Annotated in this window: 16 protein-coding genes; 9 read left to right on the plus strand and 7 right to left on the minus strand. The window is 72.9% G+C overall.

Going from position 1 to position 15650, the window contains the following annotated elements; all coding sequences use genetic code 11:
• Positions 1-2: 2 nt before the first annotated feature.
• Complete coding sequence (selB, locus tag COUCH_RS20620) at positions 3-1757, plus strand: selenocysteine-specific translation elongation factor (RefSeq protein WP_249606816.1); 1755 nt, start codon at positions 3-5, stop codon at positions 1755-1757.
• On the opposite strand, the gene COUCH_RS20625 is transcribed toward selB, so the two are convergent.
• Entirely contained in the window at positions 1754-2020 is a 267-nt protein-coding gene (locus tag COUCH_RS20625) for a helix-turn-helix domain-containing protein (RefSeq protein ID WP_249606817.1), read from the minus strand. The two genes, selB and COUCH_RS20625, sit on opposite strands and share 4 nt — an antisense overlap.
• Before the next feature lie 92 nt (positions 2021-2112).
• Between COUCH_RS20625 and map the strand changes: the two genes are divergently transcribed.
• Positions 2113-2880 (plus strand): type I methionyl aminopeptidase, encoded by a 768-nt coding sequence (map, locus tag COUCH_RS20630; protein WP_249606818.1) that lies wholly within the window; start codon positions 2113-2115, stop codon positions 2878-2880.
• Positions 2881-3022: 142 nt separating this feature from the next.
• The gene (locus COUCH_RS20635; protein ID WP_249606819.1) at positions 3023-3754 is read left to right on the plus strand and encodes a dienelactone hydrolase family protein; all 732 of its coding nucleotides are present in this window, start codon (positions 3023-3025) and stop codon (positions 3752-3754) included.
• Here COUCH_RS20635 and COUCH_RS20640 read toward each other — a convergent pair.
• Positions 3735-4331: a TetR/AcrR family transcriptional regulator gene (locus COUCH_RS20640; RefSeq protein ID WP_249606820.1), complete on the minus strand. Its 597-nt coding sequence runs from the start codon at positions 4329-4331 to the stop codon at positions 3735-3737. The genes COUCH_RS20635 and COUCH_RS20640 overlap by 20 nt on opposite strands.
• A 36-nt stretch (positions 4332-4367) precedes the next feature.
• On the opposite strand from COUCH_RS20640, the gene COUCH_RS20645 reads away from it, so the two are divergent.
• Positions 4368-5351: a hypothetical protein gene (locus tag COUCH_RS20645; RefSeq protein WP_249606821.1), complete on the plus strand. Its 984-nt coding sequence runs from the start codon at positions 4368-4370 to the stop codon at positions 5349-5351.
• On the opposite strand, the gene COUCH_RS20650 is transcribed toward COUCH_RS20645, so the two are convergent.
• Genes COUCH_RS20650 through COUCH_RS20665 form a run of 4 tightly spaced genes read right to left on the minus strand, consistent with a single transcriptional unit; the run spans position 5306 to position 9072 of the window.
• Positions 5306-5797: an AAA family ATPase gene (locus COUCH_RS20650; RefSeq protein WP_249606822.1), complete on the minus strand. Its 492-nt coding sequence runs from the start codon at positions 5795-5797 to the stop codon at positions 5306-5308. The two genes, COUCH_RS20645 and COUCH_RS20650, sit on opposite strands and share 46 nt — an antisense overlap.
• The gene (locus COUCH_RS20655) at positions 5794-6600 is read right to left on the minus strand and encodes a class I SAM-dependent methyltransferase (protein ID WP_249606823.1); all 807 of its coding nucleotides are present in this window, start codon (positions 6598-6600) and stop codon (positions 5794-5796) included. Before COUCH_RS20655 ends, COUCH_RS20650 begins: the two co-directional genes overlap by 4 nt.
• Positions 6590-7648, minus strand: a complete 1059-nt coding sequence (locus COUCH_RS20660) for a spore photoproduct lyase family protein (RefSeq protein WP_249606824.1) — start codon at positions 7646-7648, stop codon at positions 6590-6592. Before COUCH_RS20660 ends, COUCH_RS20655 begins: the two co-directional genes overlap by 11 nt.
• Entirely contained in the window at positions 7645-9072 is a 1428-nt protein-coding gene (locus COUCH_RS20665) for a DHA2 family efflux MFS transporter permease subunit (RefSeq protein WP_249606825.1), read from the minus strand. Before COUCH_RS20665 ends, COUCH_RS20660 begins: the two co-directional genes overlap by 4 nt.
• Before the next feature lie 62 nt (positions 9073-9134).
• On the opposite strand from COUCH_RS20665, the gene COUCH_RS20670 reads away from it, so the two are divergent.
• From COUCH_RS20670 to COUCH_RS20690, 5 genes are all read left to right on the plus strand, one after another.
• Positions 9135-10592 (plus strand): MFS transporter, encoded by a 1458-nt coding sequence (locus COUCH_RS20670; RefSeq protein ID WP_249606826.1) that lies wholly within the window; start codon positions 9135-9137, stop codon positions 10590-10592.
• Between the two features lie 70 nt (positions 10593-10662).
• Positions 10663-11556, plus strand: coding sequence for a DUF2382 domain-containing protein (locus COUCH_RS20675; RefSeq protein ID WP_249606827.1), 894 nt, complete (start codon positions 10663-10665; stop codon positions 11554-11556).
• Positions 11557-11698: 142 nt separating this feature from the next.
• Positions 11699-13807 carry a glycogen debranching protein GlgX gene (gene glgX, locus COUCH_RS20680; RefSeq protein ID WP_249606828.1) on the plus strand — a complete coding sequence of 703 codons (2109 nt, stop codon included), beginning with the start codon at positions 11699-11701 and terminating at the stop codon, positions 13805-13807.
• Between the two features lie 43 nt (positions 13808-13850).
• Positions 13851-14888, plus strand: coding sequence for a DUF4037 domain-containing protein (locus COUCH_RS20685; RefSeq protein ID WP_249606829.1), 1038 nt, complete (start codon positions 13851-13853; stop codon positions 14886-14888).
• 5 nt (positions 14889-14893) lie between these two features.
• The gene (locus tag COUCH_RS20690; protein ID WP_249606830.1) at positions 14894-15310 is read left to right on the plus strand and encodes a DUF1810 domain-containing protein; all 417 of its coding nucleotides are present in this window, start codon (positions 14894-14896) and stop codon (positions 15308-15310) included.
• Here the strand turns inward: COUCH_RS20690 and COUCH_RS20695 are convergent.
• Positions 15307-15594, minus strand: a complete 288-nt coding sequence (locus COUCH_RS20695) for a YiaA/YiaB family inner membrane protein (protein WP_249606831.1) — start codon at positions 15592-15594, stop codon at positions 15307-15309. The two genes, COUCH_RS20690 and COUCH_RS20695, sit on opposite strands and share 4 nt — an antisense overlap.
• Positions 15595-15650: the final 56 nt, after the last annotated feature.

The raw sequence follows: 15650 nt of genomic DNA on the forward strand, positions 1-15650 counted from the left end.
GCGTGCACGTCATCGCCACCGCAGGTCACGTCGACCACGGCAAGTCCACGCTGGTCCGCGCCCTCACCGGGATGGAACCCGACCGCTGGGCCGAGGAACGCCGCCGCGGCATGACCATCGACCTCGGGTTCGCCTGGACCACGCTCGACCCGGGCGGCACGGTCGCGTTCGTGGACGTGCCCGGCCACGAGCGGTTCGTGCCGAACATGCTCGCCGGGGTCGGGCCCGTACCCGCGGCCATGATCGTCGTCGCCGCGGACGAGGGCTGGATGCCGCAGTCGGCCGAGCACCTGGCCGCGCTCGACGCCCTCGGCGTGCGGCACGGCCTGCTCGTGGTCACCCGCGCCGACCTCGCCGACCCGGCCGCCGCGGCCGAGCTGGCCGAGGGAGAGATCGCCGCGACCACGCTGGGGGCGGTGGAGACCGTCGCGGTCAGCGCCGTCACGGGGGCCGGGATGGGCGACCTGCGGGCCGCGCTCGGACGGCTCGTCGCGGGGCTGCCCGCGCCCGGCGGCGGACCGGTCCGGCTGTGGATCGACCGGGCGTTCACCATCAGGGGCGCCGGTACGGTCGTCACCGGCACCCTCGGCGCCGGCCGGCTGCGGACCGGCGACGAGCTGGAGCTGACCGGCGCGGCGCGGCCGGTGCGGGTACGCGGCCTGCAGAGCCTGGGGGAGGCCGTCGCCGAGGTCGAGGGTCCGGCCCGGGTGGCGGTGAACCTGCGAGGGGTGGACCGCGACGCCGTCACCCGCGGGGCCGCGCTGCTGACGCCGGGGGCTTACCACTTCACGGAGCTGGTGGACGTGCGGGTGCACGGGGACCCGGCCGCCGGCCTGCCCGCCACGCTGACCCTGCACGCGGGTTCGGCGGCGGTGCCGGTGCGCGTACGGCCCCTCGGCGCCGACACCGCGCGGCTGCGGCTGGGCCGGGCGCTGCCGCTGCGGATCGGCGACCGGGCGCTGCTGCGTGACCCCGGCCGCCATCACGTCGCCGGCGGGGTGACCGTGCTGGACGTCGTACCCCCGGGCCTGAACCGGCGGGGCGCGGCGGCCGCGCGCGCAGCCACCCTGGCCGGGATGGACGGCGTCGCGGACCTGGCCGATGAGCTGCGCCGCCGGCGGCTGGCCCGGCGCCCGGAGCTGGAACGCATGGGTGTGCCCGCCGGCGGCGACCCGGTCGCGGGGGACTGGCTGGCCGACCCGGAGCACTGGGCGCAGCTGCGCCACCGGCTCGCGGAGGAGGTGGACCGGCATGCCCGGGAGCGCCCGCTCGAGCCCGGCATGCCGGTGGAGGCGCTGCGGCACCGGCTCGGCCTGCCCGACCGTTCCCTGGTGGAGGCCCTCGTGACGCCGCCGCTCGTGGTCCGGTCGGGCCGGGTGTCGGCCGGCGGCCCGAGCGTGCCGGCGGACCTCGTCGCCGCCGTGGACAAGGCGTTCGGTGACCTCGTGGACCGGCCGTTCGCGGCGCCCGAGGCCTACCGGCTGGCCGAGCTGGGCCTCGGGCCGCGGCAGCTCGGCGCGGCCGTCCGGGCCGGCCTGGTGATCCAGCTCGCGGACAACGTCGTGCTGCGCGCCGGGGCGCCCGAGCGGGCCGCGGCGGTGCTGGCGGGGCTGCCGCAGCCGTTCACGCTCAGCGAGGCGCGTCAGGCGCTCGACACGAGCCGGCGGGTCGCGGTGCCGCTGCTGGGGCTGCTCGACCGTACGGGAGCGACCCGCCGCCTGCCGGACGACCGCCGCAGCGTGATCACGCCCGGTTAGGACGCCTGGTGGACGGGTGTGTCGGCCAGCCAGGCCTCGGCCAGGTCGCTCAGCGGCACGCCGAGGGCCCGGCTGAGCCCGACCACGCTGCCGAACGCCGGCGCGGGCAGCCGGCCGGCCTCGATCTTGCGGAGCGTCTCGGGGGAGATGCCGGCCGCCAGCGCCACCTCGACGAGGCCGCGATCGCCCCGCGCGGCGCGGAGGGCGGCTCCGAGGCGCTGGCCCGCGGCGATCTGGTCGGCGGTGAGCGGTTGGCGAACCATGCCAGCAGGATAGCCCTCCGGCGGTCGTGGTATAAAAATACCGGTATAGAAATACCGGTCGCCGCAGGGTGGTTGGACGGGGGGAGACTGTCGTGATCGAGCTGAAGTCCGCCGAGGAGATCGGCCGGATGGCGGTGGCCGGCCGGTTCGTCGGCGAGCTGCTCGCCGAGCTGCGCGGGGTGGCCGCGGTCGGCGTGAACCTGCTCGACATCGAGCACCACGCCCGCCGCCGGATCAAGGAACGCGGCGCCGAGTCCTGCTACTGGGACTACGCCCCCTCGTTCGGCCGCGGCCCGTTCCGCAACGTGCTGTGCCTGTCGGTCAACGACGCCGTGCTGCACGGCCTGCCCCACGACTACGTGCTGCGCGACGGCGACCTGCTCAGCATCGACATGGCGCTGGGCATCGACGGCTGGAACGCGGACTCCGCGCTCTCCTTCGTCGTCGGCACCCCCGACCCGGAGGACCTCAAGCTCATCGAGGCCACCGAGGTCGCCCTCGCCGCCGGCATCGCCGCCGCTCAGCCGGGCGGCCGGCTCGGCGACATCTCCGCCGCGATCGGCGAGGTCGCCCATTCCTACGGGTACGGCGTCAACTCCGAGTTCGGCGGCCACGGCATCGGGCGCACCATGCACGAGGCCCCGCACATCGCGAACAGTGGCCGGCCCCGGCGCGGCATGACGCTGCACCCCGGGCTCACCATCGCCATCGAGCCGTGGCTCTGCCGCTCCACCGACAAGATCAGGTACGACGAGGACGGGTGGACGATCCGCTCGGCCGACGGGTCCCGTACCGCGCACTCCGAGCACACGGTCGCCGTGACGGCCGCCGGGCCGACCGTGCTGACCGGGCGGCCGTGATAGATTCCCGGCAGCCGTGCGAGAGACCGAGGAGGTGGGACCCGTGAACGTTTCGACATGGGTGCTCCCCTCAGGGGTCACGGTCGGACGATAGGTCGTCGTCCGGGAGCGCCGTTCATCAGCACTCCCGAAAGGCACGACCATGGAATTCACCGCTGAACAGCGCCTCGACGACGATGTCCTCGAGCGCCGGTTCACCCTCGGCGAGATCCCCGGCATCCTGTGGACGCCGGCATCCCCGTCCGAGCCCGTCCCGCTGATCCTGCTCGGCCAGCCCGGCGACCTGGGCCGGATGTACCCGCGGCTGGCGGCCCGGGCCCGGCACACCGTGGCGGAAGGCTTCGCCGCGGCGACCATCGAGCTGCCCGGCAGCGGCGAGCGGCCCCGGTCGGCCGCCGCCGAGCAGGCCCGCGCCGACCTGCGCCGGGTGCTGCAGGCCGGCGAGCGGGTCGGCGACGAGATCGTCGACCGGCTCGTCCTCCCGCTGGTGGAGAAGGCGGTCCCGGAGTGCCGGGCCGCCCTGGATGCCCTCCTGCCGCTGCCCGGCATCACCGGCCCGGCCGGGTACGCGGGCGGGATCATCTCCATCGGCGTCCGGCTGGCGCTGGTCGAGCCGCGCATCGCGGCCGCCGTGCTGTTCGCCGGAAGCTATGTGCCCCGGTCCATCCTCGAGGAGGCCCGGCGGGTCACCGTCCCGCTGCACGTCCTGCTGCAGTGGGACGACGAGGGCAACGACCGGCAGATGGCCTTGGACCTGTTCGACGCGTTCGGCTCGAAGGAGAAGACGCTGCACGCCAACATGGGCGGGCACACCGGCGTCCCGGCGTTCGAGGCGGACGCCGGCAACCGGTTCTTCACCCGCCACCTGAAGTGAGCCCCGCGCGGCCCCGGACGAGGGGGAGGTAGACCTCGTCGACGATCTCGACGAGGACCTCGTCCGGTGCGGACGGCACGCCCCGCGTCACGAACTCGTTGCGCAGCAACACGATCGCGACAGTCGCGACGCGGGGGTGCAGGGCTCCGGCCGGGGCCTCCCCGCGGGCGACGGCTCGTTCCAGGACAGACAGCCACAGCTGCGAGCCCGCGTCGGCGGACCGTTCGTGGATCGCCGCCAGCAGCTCCGGGTCGTCGGCCGCGCCGGCGAGCAGGCTGCGCATCACCGCGCCCAGCGGGGACGACATGTGCCGGTTGGCGCCGCGCAGCAGGGTCAGGGCGTCCTCGCGCAGCGACCCGGTGTCCGGGACGACCGTCGCGCGCTCGGCGAGGTGCCGGTACGCCGCCACCCCCAGCGCCGCGCGGCTCGGCCAGCGGCGGTAGATGGCGTTCTTGTTGGTGCCCGCCCGCCGCGCCACGGCGTCCATCGTGAAGCCCGCGTAGCCGGTCTCGGTGAGCTCCTGCGCGGCTGCCCGGAGGATCGCCTCCTCGAGCACCGCTCCTCGTCGTCGTCGCACCCCTCGACTATAGGGTACGTGCAGTACCCTAACGGGATGACGCGACGAGGGATCACGTACGACACCGGGTTCCGGCACGGCGACGGGCCCAGCACCCACGAGCCGTTCGGCCACCAGGCGGTACGCCGCGACCTGCGGGTGATCCGCGAGGAGCTGCGGTGTACCGCCGTACGCGTGACGGGCGGTGACCCCGGCCGCCTGGAGCTCGCCGCGCAGGCCGCCGCCGAGGCCGGGCTGGAGGTGTGGTTCTCGCCGTTCACCAGCGACCTGACCACCGCCGGGCTGCTCGGCGTGCTGGCCGACTGCGCCGAGCGGGCCGAGCGGCTGCGCGCCGGGGGCGCCGAGGTCGTCATGGTGACCGGCGCCGAGCTGACCCTGTTCACGAAGGGCTTCCTGCCGGGCGAGACCCTGGAGGAACGGCTGGCGCTGCTGTCGCGCGGCGGCCTGCGGACCGAGGAGATCCGGCCGCGCCTCAACGCGTTCCTCGGCGAGGCCGTCGCGGTGGTGCGGTCCCGCTTCGGGGGACGGGTCACCTACGCGGCGCTGCCCTCGGAGCAGGTCGACTGGGCGCCGTTCGACCTCGTGGGCGTGGACCTGTACCGGTCGAAGGAGACGGCCGACGTGTATCCGTACGCGGTGCAGTCGCTCGCGACGTTCGGCAAGCCGGTGGCGATCACCGAATTCGGCTGCACGACGTTCCGCGGCGCGGCGGACCTCGGCGCCCGCGGCATGTTCATCGTGGACTGGGACGGGGCCACGCCGCGGGCGCTGACGGGCGGCATCGTGCGCGACGAGCAGGAGCAGGTCCGCTACCTGCGCGAGCTGCTCGACGTGTTCGAGGAGAACGGCGTGGACCATGCCTTCTGGTGCACGTTCGCGTCGTACAACCTGCCGGGCCGCTTCGACGCCGCGTCGTACGGGCTGGTACGGGTCGCCGAGGACGGCACCTGGGAACCCAAGGCGGCGTTCGCGGCCTACGCGAAGGCGAACTCGGCGATCGCGGCGAGCGACGGGCGGTAACCGTCCGCGGTGTCGACGACGAGCGTCGGGACGTCCATCGTGATCGGTTCCCAGGCCGGCGGCCGGGCCAGCAGGGCGGCGTCGTCGTGGGCCGCGTCGGCGGCCATCCGGGCGGCGATCCGGGCGCGGACCACGCCGGCCGGCGGCGCGCAGCGGATGACCCGCAGTGGGGTCAGCGCGGCGAGTGCCTCCAGCCGGGGCCGCCACAGCCGGTCCTGGAACGCCGCCTCCGCGACCGCGGTGACCCGGCCGCGGGCCAGCACCTCGAGCACGCCGAAGAACGTCTCGAGCGTGTGCAGGTAGCCGTCGTCCGGCGTGCCGGCGTGCACCACGCCGACGCGGATCTCGTCGCGGCAGACCGCCGGGCAGCCGAGCGTGCCGGCCAGCGCGTGGGCCAGCGTGGACTTGCCCGTGCCCGGCGCGCCGCTGACGACGACCAGCGTCATGCGTCCCGGGCGGCCACGGTGTACCGCACGGTCGTCGTGAGGTGCAGGGCGCCGTCGTCGGCGCGCGCGCCCTCCAGCTCCGCCGCCGCGGCAGCCGTGGCCCGCGGCAGCGCCTCCGGCGAGATGTGGTTGAGCACCTGCCGGCCGGCGTGCGAGGCGACCCATCGCATGAAGTGCTCGAGGTCGCGGAACCGGCTCACCACGACGCCCTCGGAGACGGTGACCGGCCCGTAACCGGCCTCGGCCAGCGCCGCCCGGATGCTCTTCTCGTCCTGGAACGTGGCCAGGCCCGCCGGCTGCCGGTCCACCAGGCCCGTCGCGAACTGCGACAGGGCCTTGACCGCCCGGGTGTATCGCGGGTCGTGCGCGGCGAAGGAGCTGAAGGCCAGTCGTCCACCGGGCCTCAGCAGCTCCCTGTACGCCCGCAGCGCGGCCGGCGGATCCGGCAGGAAGAACAGCACCTGCCCGGCCGTCACCACGTCGAAGGTGCCCGGCGCGAACTCCGGCCGCTGGGCGTCGCCGGCGGTGAGCGAGACCGTGGTCAGCCCGGCCAGCGCCCGCGCGGTCAGCTCCACCATGGCCGGGGCCAGGTCGATGCCGGTGACCCGCCCGTGCGGCCCCGCGGCGGCCGCGGCCGGTACGAGCACCGCCCCGCGCCCGCAGCCCACGTCGAGCACGTGCTCGCCGGCCCTGATGCCGGCGCGGCGGACCAGCTCGGCTCCCATGGGCGTGAAGAACTCGACGTCGACGGCGTCGTACGTGGCCGCCGCCTCGTCGAAGGCGCGAATCAGCTCAGAAGGCATAGCGGATCCGACAATACGGTGTCACCCGGTCGATCACCTCGGTGAGTGCCGCCACATTGCGGCCCTTGTCGCCGGTGCGGTATCGCACGTTGAGCGCGCCGTTCTGCGAGCGCTTGACCTGCTGCAGGTCGGGGCGCCACAGCAGCTCCTCGGCCTTCGGGTGCCAGCCCAGGTTGACCTCGTGCAGGTCGCGGTTGTGGGTGAGGAAGATGACCTCCGCCGCGAGCTGCGCCTTCGCGGCCGGGCCGATGCCGGCGTCCAGCTCGGACAGCATCGCGGCCCAGTCCTCCAGCCAGCCGTCGCGCACCACGACCGGGCTGAAGTTGACGTGCACCTCGTACCCGGCCGCGACGAAGTCGTCGATGGCGGCGATCCGCTCGGCGATCGGGCTGGTGCGGATGTCGAGCAGCTTCGCGTCGCGGTGCGGCATCAGCGAGAAACGGATCCGGGTACGCCCCTGAGGGTCCCACTCGAGCAGGTCGCGGTTGACGTGCTTGGTGGCGAAGCTGGCCTTGGCGTGGGGCAGCCAGCGGAACAGCTCGACGAGGTCGCGCACGTTGTCGCTGATCCGTGCGTCGAGCGAGCAGTCGGAATTCTCGCCGATGTCGTAGACCCAGGCCTCAGGGTCGCACTCGTTCGGCGCCGGCTTCACGCCCTGGCGGCCGGCGTGGCGCTGCACGTACCCGAGGATCTTGTCGATGTTGGCGAACACGGTGATCGGGTTGGAGTAGCCCTTGCGGCGGGGCACGTAGCAGTACGCGCAGGCCATCGCGCATCCGTTGGCCGTGGACGGCGCGATGAAGTCCGCGGAGCGGCCGTTGGGGCGGGCGGTCAGCGACTTCTTCACGCCGAGCACCAGGGCCTCGCGCTTGATGCGGACCCAGCGGTTGACGTTGGTCTCGTCGCCGTACAGCTCGGGGATGCGGCTGTGACTCTCCACCTCGACGCGCTCGGCGTCCGGGAACCGGGCCAGGATCTCCCGCCCGCGTGGCAGCTCCGCGGCCGCCGGTTCGACATAGATGCGCCGGATGTCGAGAAGGTCGCTCATGCCGGTACAACCTCGCGCAGCTCGACACCGGCACGCTCGGCGGTGGCGCGCGCCCGGCGGCCCGTGGTCAGCAGGCCGAGGACCAGGATGACGAGCCCGCAGCCGACCATGATCCACCAGCCGGACCGGGAGGCCTGGGCCAGCCGCGCGCCGGCCGCCCCGTCCAGGCCGGAGACGACGACGGCCCCGATGATCGCGACGCCCAGCGCGGAGCCGACCTGCCGGCTCGTCGAGGCGATCGCGGCCGCGACCCCGGCCTGGGCCCGGGGCAGGCCGGACATGGCGGTGTTGGTGATCGGGGCGTTCACCATGCCGAAGCCGAACCCGAACATCGCGTAGCTCGCGGCGAGCAGCCACACCGGCGTGTCCGGCGCGAGCCGGGTCAGCGGCAGCATCGCCACGGCGATCGCCGCGCCGGCCAGCATCAGCGGCAGGCGCGGGCCCCGGGCGCCGACGATGCGCCCGGACAGCGGCGCCACCACCGCGGTCGTCAGCGCCATCGGCAGCGTGTAGAGACCCGCGTGCAGCGCCGACAGGCCGCGGACCTCCTGCAGGTACAGCGAGTTGAGGAACAGGAAGCCGCCCAGCGTGCCGAACGCGCAGACGGCGATCAGCGTGGCGCCGGAGAACGGGACGCTGCGGAACACGCGCAGGTCAAGCAGCGGCTCGCGCCGGCGGTTCTCGTACCGGATCAGCGTGACCAGCGCGGCCGCGCCCGCGACGAAGCAGCCCACGATGGCCGGTGCCGCCCACCCCACCGCCGGGCCCTCGATGATGCCGAAGGTGACGGTGGCCAGGACCAGCAGGACCAGGACCTGGCCGGCCGGGTCGAGGCGGCGCGGCCGGGCGGCGCGGGACTCAGGCACGAACACCGCGGCCAGCACGAACGCGGCGACCCCGACCGGCACGTTGATCCAGAAGATCGACCGCCAGCCCAGCCCGGCCACCAGGGCGCCGCCGAGCACCGGCCCGAGCGCCATGCTCAGCCCCACCACGCCGCCCCACACGCCGATCGCCCGGGCCCGCTCGCGCGGCTCGGTGAAGGTGTTCGTGATGATCGACATCGCGACCGGGTTGAGCATCGAGCCGCCGACCGCCTGCACCGTGCGGAACGCGATGAGCCAGCCCAGGTCCGGGGCGATGCTGCACAGCAGCGACCCGGCGGTGAACAGCGCCAGCCCGGTCTGGAAGGTGCGGCGCCGGCCCACCCGGTCGGCGGTGGACCCGGCCAGCACCAGCAGGCTGGCCAGCACCAGCGTGTACGCGTCGATGACCCACTGCAGCCCGGACACCGAGGCGCCGAGGTCGGCGCGCAACGAGGGCAGCGCGATGTTCACGATCGTGGCGTCCAGGCCCACGATGAACAGGCTCAGGCAGCAGATCGCGAGAATCAGCAGGCGGCGGCGGGGGGTGGGCTCGGGCATCGGTTCATTTGTACCGCCGGGAGACGTGCATGATGCAGTTATCGGTGGGGTAGCTGCGTCACATGACCACGAACGATGCCGGTACGGTGCGCACGAACGTGCCCGCCCGCCTCGACGGGCTGCCCTGGGCCCGCTGGCACTGGATGATCGTCATCGGCCTCGGCACCGTCTGGATCCTGGACGGGCTCGAGGTCACCATCGTCGGCAACCTCTCCGGCCGGCTCGCGGAGCCCGGCAGCGGCCTGGACATCACGCAGAGCCAGGTCACCGGCTTCGGCGCGGCGACGTACGTGCTCGGCGCCTGCTTCGGCGCGCTGTTCTTCGGCTGGGTCACCGACCGGTTCGGCCGCAGGAAGCTGTTCATGCTGACGCTCGGGGTCTACCTGTTCGGTACGGCGATGACCGCGCTGAGCTTCGACCCGTGGTGGTTCTTCGTCTTCCGCTTCATCACCGGCGCCGGCATCGGCGGCGAGTACGCGGCGATCAACTCCGCGATCGACGAGCTGATCCCGGCACGGCACCGCGGCCGCATCGACATCGTCATCAACGGCACGTTCTGGGCCGGCGCGGCGGTGGGCGCCCTGGTGACGGTGCCGATCCTGACCCAGCTGCCGGTGTCCTGGGGCTGGCGGGCCGCCTTCGGGCTCGGGGTGGTGCTCGGGCTGGTGATCCTGCTGGTGCGCCGGCACGTCCCGGAGAGCCCGCGCTGGCTGTTCATCCACGGTCGCGGCGACGAGGCCGAGACGCTGGTGCGCGAGGTCGAGCGGACGGTCGAGCGCGAGGACGACGTCACCCTCGAGCCGGCCGAGCAGTACATCACCATCAAGCAGCGCCGGTCGATCGGCTTCGCGGAGATCGCGAGGACGCTCGTGCGGCGGTACCCGAAGCGGGCCGCGCTGGGCCTCGCCCTCTTCGTCGGCCAGGCGTTCCTCTACAACGCCGTCACCTTCGGGTACGCGCAGATCCTGCAGACCTTCTTCGACGTGCCGTCGGGCAGCACGGGCTACTACTTCGCGGTGATCGCCGTGGGCAACCTGATCGGCCCGCTCGTGCTGGCGCCGCTCTTCGACTCGGTCGGCCGCAAGATCATGATCACCGGCACGTACGTGGTCTCCGGTGTCCTGCTGCTGGTGACCGCCTGGCTGTTCGCCACGGGCGCGCTCACGGCCGTGACGATGACCGTGTGCTGGTGCGTGGTGCTGTTCTTCGCCTCCGCGGGGGCCAGCTCGGCGTACCTGACGGTCAGCGAGATCTTCCCGATGGAGACCCGCGCGCTGGCGATCGCGTTCTTCTACGCCGTGGGCACCGCGGTCGGCGGTGTGAGCGGCCCGCTGCTCTTCGCCGAGCTGGTCGGCACGGGCAAGGTCGGCGACACCGTGCTCGCGTTCGCCATCGGCGCCGTGCTGATGATCGCCGCCGGGCTCGTCGAGGCGGTCCTGGGCGTCAAGGCGGAGCGGCAGAGTCTGGAGCAGCTGGCCACGCCATTGACGGCCGCCGATGCCGCCGGGGCCCGGTCGTGATCGGTTTGTTTATCGCGTAAACGGCCGGGGACTGAAGGGGTGTACCCGACCCCCCGGAAGGACAGATTCCATGATCACGCGCAACGACATCCCCCGGCTCTACGGCATGGACGTGTACGAGACCGACGGCAGCAAGATCGGCTCGACCGCCGAGATCTACCTCGACGAGCAGACCGGCGAGCCCGAGTGGCTGGCCGTCAAGACCGGCCTGTTCGGCACCAAGCAGTCGTTCGTACCGCTGCAGCGCGCCGAGGTCGGCGACGACCGCATCACCGTCCCGTTCGCCAAGGACCAGGTCAAGGACGCGCCGCGGATCGACCCCGACGGGCGGCTGACCCCGCAGGAGGAGGACGAGCTGTACCGGCACTACGGCCTCTCGTCCACCGGCGGCACCCTCGACAGCTCCTCGGGTCGCGAGAGCCGGACGGAGGGTCGCGACAGCTGGACGGACAGGGGCGAGAACCGGACGGAGACGAGCGAGACCGCGACCGGCACCGGCCGCTACGACACCGACCGTCGTGACACCGACCGCTATGACACCGAGCGCACCGGCACCGACCGTGCCACCTCGCGCAGCGCGGACACCTCTACCGACGCCATGACGCGCTCGGAGGAGCGCCTGGTGGCCGACACCGAGCGCGAGCAGGTCGGCAAGGCCCGGCTGCGCAAGTACGTCGTCACCGAGCAGGAGCAGGTGACCGTGCCGGTGACCCGCGAGGAGGTCCGCCTCGAGCGCGAGCCCGTCACCGAGGCCAACCGCGGCGACGCGTTCAGCGGCCCCGACATCACCGAGAGCGAGCACGAGGTGACGCTGCACGCCGAGCGGCCCGTGGTCGAGACCGAGGCCGTGCCGGTGGAGCGGGTACGCCTCGGCAAGGAGACCGTCCGCGACGAGGAGACCGTCCGCGGCGAGGTCCGCAAGGAGCAGATCGATTTCGACGACCCGAACTCCGAGCGCCGCTGAGCTTCGCACATCCGGCCGGCGTCCCGGGGCAGCACGCCCCGGGACGCCGCTGCGTTTCTGCTCACCCCGGACACCAGGGTTGAGCGGCGGGCGCGCGGGGAAGACGAGCGGCAAGCCGCCGACCCCCGCGAGGAGCGACCGCATGAAGATCTGGCCGGGCAACCCGTACCCGCTCGGCGCCACCTACGACGGCGGTGGCACCAACTTCGCCCTGTTCTCCGAGGTCGCCGAGCGCGTCGAGCTGTGCCTTTTCGACGACGACGGCAAGGAGACGCGGATCGACCTGCCCGAACGCGAGGCCCTCGTCTGGCACGGCTACCTGCCGCGCGTCGTGCCCGGCCAGCGCTACGGCTACCGCGTGCACGGGCCGTACGACCCGTCGCGAGGGCTGCGCTGCAATCCCACGAAGCTGCTGCTCGACCCGTACGCGAAGGCGATCGACGGGCACAACGAGTGGGACAACGCGCTGTTCTCGTACCACTTCGGGGACCCGGAGCGGCTCAACGAGGCCGACTCCGCGCCGTACGCGATGCGCTCGGTGGTGGTGAACCCGTACTTCGACTGGGCCAACGACCGGCCGCTGCGGATCCCGTGGCACCAGACGGTGATCTACGAGGCCCACGTCAAGGGCATGACCGCGAACAACCCGAAGATCCCCGAGGACGTACGCGGCACCTACTCCGGCCTCGCCCACCCGGCGATGATCAAGCACTTCAAGGAGCTGGGCGTCACCGCGGTGGAGCTCATGCCGGTGCACCAGTTCGTGCACGACAGCGGCCTCATCGAGCGCGGCCTGCGCAACTACTGGGGCTACAACACGATCGGGTTCTTCGCGCCGCACAACGACTACGCGTCCTTCGGCGGCCGGGGCAACCAGGTCCAGGAGTTCAAGTCGATGGTCAAGGCGCTGCACGCGGCCGGCATCGAGGTGATCCTGGACGTCGTCTACAACCACACCGCCGAGGGCAACCACCTCGGGCCCACGCTGTCGTTCCGCGGCATCGACAACCCGGCGTACTACCGGCTCGTCGACGAGGACAAGCAGTACTACTACGACACCACCGGCACCGGCAACAGCCTCAACGTGCGCCACCACGAGTCGCTGCGGCTGATCATGGACTCGCTGCGCTACTGGGTGACCGAGATGCACGTCGACGGGTTCCGCTTCGACCTCGCCGCCGCGCTGGCCCGCGAGTTCCACGAGGTCAACCGGCTCGCCGCGTTCTTCGACCTGGTCAACCAGGACCCGGTGGTGAGCCAGGTCAAGCTCATCGCCGAGCCGTGGGACGTCGGCGACGGCGGCTACCAGGTCGGCGGGTTCCCGCCGCTCTGGACCGAATGGAACGGCAAGTACCGCGACAGCGTGCGCGACTTCTGGCGCGGCGAGCCGTCCAGCCTCGGCGAGTTCGCGTCCCGCTTCACCGGCTCCTCCGACCTCTACGAGATCGACGGGCGCCGGCCGATCGCGTCGATCAACTTCGTCGTCGCCCACGACGGGTTCACGCTGACCGACCTGGTGTCGTACAACGAGAAGCACAACGACGCCAACGGCGAGGACAACCGCGACGGCGAGAGCCACAACCGCTCGTGGAACTGCGGGGTCGAGGGACCCACCGACGACCCCGAGGTCACGGCACTGCGCGAGCGGCAGAAACGCAACTTCCTCGCCACGCTGCTGCTGTCGCAGGGCGTGCCGATGATCGCCCACGGCGACGAGCTGGGCCGCACCCAGCAGGGCAACAACAACGTGTACGCCCAGGACAGCGAGCTGAGCTGGATCGACTGGGAGGACGCCCGGCACCACGACGTGCTGACGCTGTTCACCCGCAAGCTCACCCAGCTGCGCGCCGAGCACCCGATCTTCCGGCGGCGCCGCTTCTTCACCGGTCAGCCGGCCGGCGACTCGAAGGAGCCGGACATCGCGTGGCTGCGCCGCGACGGCGAGCCGATGACCCCGCAGGACTGGACGCAGAGCTCCGGCATGACCATGACGGTGTTCCTCAACGGCAACGGCATCCCCGAGCAGGACGCCCTCGGCGAGACCATCACGGACTCGTCGTTCCTCGTGCTGTTCAACCCGCTGCCCGACCCGGTGGAGTTCACCCTGCCGCCGCGCGAGTACGGTCGCACGTGGGAACCGGTCATCGACACTGCGGACCCCCTGCTGGCACACCGCAAGAAGACGGTCAAGGCCGGCGGCGGGCTGGAGGTCGGCGGCCACACCATGGTCGTGCTGCGCTGCCGCTACTGAAATCGTTTGCGCCCGGGCACGACCGGCCATCAGGGTGACGGTCGTGCCCGGACTCGACCTTTCCCGCCGCTTCTACGAGCAGGCGGTCCGGCCGCTGCTCGGCGACATTCCGCACGCCGCGGCGCTGCTCGGGCCGGGCTCGGAGGTGCTCGGCCTCGACGACCACGTCTCACCGGACCACGACTTCGGCCCGCGCGTGCAGCTGTTCCTGCCGCCGGCCGCCGTCGCGCCGGACCTCAGCGGTCTGCCCGCCCGCTTCGACGGGCATCACGGCCACCGGGTCGAGGTGACGACGGCCGCTGCGTACTTCACCGCCCGGCTCGGCGCCGACCCCGCCGCCGGCCTCACGACGGCCGACTGGCTGCTGACCCCGACGCAGGTCCTGGCCACCCTCACCGCCGGAGCGGTCTTCCACGACCCGGACGGCGAGCTGGCCCGTCGCCGCGCCGCGCTGTCCTGGTACCCGCGCGACATCTGGCGGTACGCCCTCGCGGCGGCCTGGCTGCGGGTCGCCCAGGAGGAGGCGTTCCCGTCGCGCGCCGGTGCGGCCGGTGACGACCTGGGCTCCCGCGTCGTCACGGCCCGGCTGGTCCGCGAGCTGATGCGCCTCGCGTTCCTCGTCGAGCGGCGCTGGGCCCCGTACGCGAAATGGCTCGGCACCGCCTTCACCCGCCTGGACCTGGCCGCGCACGCCGGCCCGCCGCTGGCCGCGGCCCTGTCGGCGACCGGCTGGCGCGACCGGGAGGACGCGCTGGTCCGGGCGGCGAACGTGCTCGCCGCGGCGACCAACGACCTCGGCCTGGCCCCGGCCGTCGACCCGGCACCCCGCCGCTACTTCACCCGCGACATCCGGGTGCTCGGCGCCGACCGGTTCGTCACCGCGCTGACCTCGGCGGTCGAGGACGCCGAGGTGCGGGCGCTGCTCGGCCGGCTGGGCGGGCGCCGCGGCGGACCGGTCGGCACCCTGCCCGGCACGATCGACCAGGCCGTGGACTCGACCGAGATCCTGACCGACCCGGCACGCTGCCGGCGGGCCGCGGCGGTGCTCGGCCTGCCCGCCGACCCGGGCGTGGCACGATGAGCGGCATGTCGGAGCTGGAGCGGTTCGTGCAGGCGCAGGACAGCACGTACGACCGGGCGCTCGCCGAGCTGCGTGCCGGCCGTAAGAGCAGCCACTGGATGTGGTTCGTGTTCCCGCAGATCGCCGGGCTGGGCTCCAGCTCGACGGCGCAGCGGTACGCGATCCAGGACCTCGCCGAGGCCCGCGCCTACCTGGCCCATCCCGTGCTGGGCCCGCGGCTGACCGAGTGCGCCGAGGCGCTGCTGGCCGTCGAGGGGCGCACCGCCGAGCAGATCCTCGGCTACCCCGACGACCTGAAGCTGCGCTCGTCGATGACGCTGTTCGCGGAGGCCGCGGGGCAGGAGCAGGCCGGCCTGTTCCGGCAGGTGCTCGACCGCTACTACGACGGCGAGCCGGACCCGGCGACGATGGAGCGGATCTAGCCGGCCACCCGGTACGGGTCGTGCTCGGCGAGCAGCTTGTCCACCCGGGCCTGGTCGACCCGGCGCACCACCGAGCCCACCTCCTGGGCGTCGCGCACGCACTTGGCCAGGGTGAACGCCGAGGTGACGACGTACAGCAGGCCGACGGCGAGGAAGGCGCGGATCCACGCGCCCACGGGCAGGTAGACGATCCCCGCGACGGTGGCAATCAGGGACAGGCCGAACGAGGCGATCGACTGCAGGTAGAAGGCGGACGTGGTCTTCGGCTGCGGCGTGGTTTCCATGACCCGCAGCCTTCCGCGTGCGGGGCCGCGACGACTGAGCCGCGGTACTCAGGATC

Origin of the sequence: Couchioplanes caeruleus, from assembly GCF_023499255.1 — a bacterium.
In the GTDB taxonomy this organism is placed as follows: Bacteria; Actinomycetota; Actinomycetes; order Mycobacteriales; family Micromonosporaceae; genus Actinoplanes; species Actinoplanes caeruleus_A.